This window comes from Moorena sp., from assembly GCF_982860115.1.
On sequence record NZ_CEYLVT010000233.1, the window covers coordinates 8,152 to 11,740 of the forward strand.

Genomic DNA, 3,589 nt, shown 5'->3' on the forward strand with positions numbered 1-3,589 from the left:
AGTCAGTAGTCAGCAGTCAGTAGTCAGTAGTCAGCAGTCAGTAGTCAGTAGTCAGTAGTCAGGCAAAGCCTTGGCCGTTGGCCACGCTATGCGAATGGGTCATAGTTGATAGCTGTGTGGGCCTAGCGCATCACTGATGGCTGATGGCTGATGACTAATAGCTGTTCGCGTAGCGTGCGCGTAGCGCATAGGCTGATGGCTGATGGCTGATGGCTGATGGCTGATGACTGATAGCTGATGGCTGATAGCTGATGGCTGATAGCTGATGGCTGATAGCTGATGGCTGATAACTGATAGCTGATAGCTAAATACTTACAATCTGTGACACCTGGTAAACAGTCCACTACCAAAACACAGACATTAAATTAATTGATAAAACCGACTCTCTTTTAAAGAGTATCAACTAATTAGGGAAGGAAAAAGTAAGCCAGATTTTTTCTACTTATATCCGGATTAGCTAGATTCAAGTCATTTCAAGGTTTTCAAGTATTTAGATTTTTTTTTAGAACCTCAGGAACCTTTTGTTTATTCCCAACGACTTGTAGAGAAAGGAACAAAAAAAACGAATTTGAGGAAACAAACAATGCAAGGTTTACTAAAATCTATTCTCACTATTTCTACTTTGGCTGCTACAACAATTGCTCCAGTTTTACTAGGAAATAGTATGGCTTCCGCTAATCCAGGAGCCGATGATCTCCGTGCTAAAGGTACAGATGCTAGCTACATTGGCGTTGGACTGGCTGGCGGTGTAACCAGTGATGGACAAGGAAATGACCAAAATATTGGTGGTAATATTACCACTCGTCTGACAACTTCAAATATTCCAGTTTCTCTAAGAGGTGATGTGATTTTCAATGATGAAACTAGCGCGATTATTCCTAGTGTTTCCTTTGACCTAGGCGTAGCCAAAAATACTAATGTTTTTGCTAGTGTTGGTTACTCTTTTATTGAAGATGACGGAGACAATACACCCATAGGTAATCAAGATGCTTGGGTGCTTGGTGTGGGTGCTGAGAGCCAAATTGCTAAGGATGTTTTGGTTTACGGTAATACTAAGGTAGGTCTTAACGCTTACGAAAATAGTTCAGCTGAATCTGTCACTGTTACATTGGGTGCAGGCTATCGTTTCTAAACTTATTATGTCCATTGTCAAAGGGAAAGGATGAAGGATGAAGCATGAAGGATGAAGCATGAAGGATGAAGTATAAAGGATGAAGCATTAACTGTCAAATACTTCAACTGAGGTGACAACAATCCTCTTGTGCATCTACTCGCTTTGGCCAATCTACTAGCTTCAACCTTCCTTCAACTCTTTCCTTTCCTCTTTGCCGGTATCTCATTCAACGACAATGAATGAATTTGGAGAAATTTTAGGATTTCTAAAGTTATCGATCCAATGGGCAACGGTAGTATTAGGATCTAATAATTAACCGTAATCCCGACCGAATTATCGGTAATTATACTTATTCATCTTTTTTGCTCCGTTGAACCCATGGTTGTATCTCAGACTCCTAAAGCCCGCAAACCCTCTAAGATTGAAGGAATTAAAGAACGCAGTAACTTCTTGCGTGAGCCGGTGGCAACTGAATTGCTACAGGATACCACTCATTTTACAGAAGACGCTATTCAAATTCTTAAGTTTCACGGGTCTTACCAGCAAGACAACCGAGATAACCGGGTCAAGGGTCAGGAAAAAGACTATCAGATGATGCTGCGCACTCGAAATCCTGGAGGATTTATTCCACCAGAGCTTTATATGACTCTGGAGCAGTTGTCAGAAGAGTATGGTAACCATACCCTACGAGTAACTACCCGTCAGGGTTTTCAGATTCATGGCATTCTCAAGAAGAATTTGAAAGCGACAATTGCAGCAATTATCCGCAATATGGGGTCAACGTTGGGTGCTTGTGGAGACCTCAACCGTAATGTTATGGCTGCGCCAGCACCATACAAAAATCGACCAGAGTATCAGTATGCTTGGGAGTATGCTGATCGGATTGCTGACTTACTTACCCCTCAAACTGGTGCCTATTACGAGATTTGGCTGGATGGGGAAAAGGTAATTAGTGCTGAGGAAGCTCCGGAGGTGAAAGCAGCACGGCAGCGCAATGGTAATGGTACTATTTTCAAGGACACAGAGGAACCAATCTACGGGGAACACTATATGCCCCGGAAGTTTAAGTGTTCCGTAACGGTTCCCGGGGATAACTCGATTGATATCTATACCCAAGATGTGGGGTTGGTGGTAATCACTAACGACCAGGGAGAACTGGAGGGATTTAATGTTCTGGCTGGTGGGGGTATGGGTCGCACTCACAATAAGGAAGAAACCTTTGCTCGTCTAGCTGACCACATCTGCTATGTAGAGAAAGACGATATCTATGACTTGGTTAAGGCAATTGTGGCAACCCAGCGGGATTATGGCGATCGCGTAAACCGCCGTCATGCCAGAATGAAGTACCTAATCAATGATTGGGGTGTCGATAAGTTCCGGGAAAAAGTAGAAAGCTACTTCGGTAAAACCCTGGCACCGTTTAAGCCCTTACCCCCGTTTAAGTACGAAGATTATTTGGGTTGGAACGAACAAGGAGACGGTAAGCTATTCCTGGGGATATCGATTGAGAATGGTCGGGTCAAAGATGAAGGGGATTTTCGACTCAAAACAGCTCTGCGGGAAATTACTGAGAAATTTGCCCTACCGATGCGGCTGACTGCTAACCACAATATTATTCTTTATGAGATTGACCCGACCCACCAGCAAGCCCTGAATCAGATTCTAGAACAGCACGGTATTCAAGTTACTCCAGAAGGAATTGAACCGTTAGTGCGCTACTCCATGGCTTGTCCAGCTTTACCTACCTGTGGCTTAGCGGTTACCGAATCAGAACGGGCGCTCCCTGGCATGGTTGATCGGATTCGGTTACTGCTGAACAAATTGGGGTTAGAGAAGGAATATTTTGTGATCCGAATGACTGGTTGTCCTAATGGCTGTGCTAGACCGTATATGGCAGAGTTGGGATTTGTCGGTAGCGCACCAAAGGCTTATCAAGTGTGGCTGGGAGCTTCACCAGATCAAACTCGGTTATCACGAGCCTATGTGCAGAAAATGCCAGAAAGTGAGCTGGAATCTTTCTTTGAACCAATTTTTGTGCAGTTTCGGGAAGAGCGCAAACCAGAAGAGAGTTTTGGGGATTTTTGCGATCGCATTGGCTTTGATGCCCTTCGGGAATTTTCTGCTAACTATGAGCTAGGTAGCGGTATAGTTAATCCAGATGCCAAGCTACCAAGTAAGAAATCCTCAGCTAAAAAATCTTCTACTGCTAAAAATCGCCGTCGAATTAGCATTCCCGAAGAAGTCCATGCTCGTCTTAAGGAAGCTGCTGCTAACCAAGGGAAAAGTATGACGGAGTTGGCAGCAGAAGCTCTGAAAGCTTATTTGGCATAACTAGCGCGGGCAGGTTTGCAGAATGAAGAATGCAGAATGAAGAATGTAGAATGAAGAATGCAGAATTGAGAATGTAGAATGTAGAATGCAGAATTCTTAATTCTTAATTCTTAATTCTTAATTCTTAATTCTTAATTCTTAATT

General features: G+C 43.4%; 3 protein-coding genes. 2 read left to right on the forward strand and 1 reads right to left on the reverse strand.

The window, feature by feature from the left end:
* Positions 1–122 precede the first annotated feature (122 nt).
* On the reverse strand, positions 123–344 hold the full coding sequence (locus tag AC4II3_RS27160; protein WP_488015398.1) for a hypothetical protein: 222 nt from the start codon (positions 342–344) through the stop codon (positions 123–125).
* 239 nt (positions 345–583) lie between these two features.
* On the opposite strand from AC4II3_RS27160, the gene AC4II3_RS27165 reads away from it, so the two are divergent.
* Positions 584–1,132, forward strand: coding sequence for a hypothetical protein (locus tag AC4II3_RS27165; RefSeq protein ID WP_488015399.1), 549 nt, complete (start codon positions 584–586; stop codon positions 1,130–1,132).
* A gap of 360 nt (positions 1,133–1,492) precedes the next feature.
* Complete coding sequence (sir, locus tag AC4II3_RS27170) at positions 1,493–3,445, forward strand: sulfite reductase, ferredoxin dependent (RefSeq protein ID WP_488015401.1); 1,953 nt, start codon at positions 1,493–1,495, stop codon at positions 3,443–3,445.
* Positions 3,446–3,589: the final 144 nt, after the last annotated feature.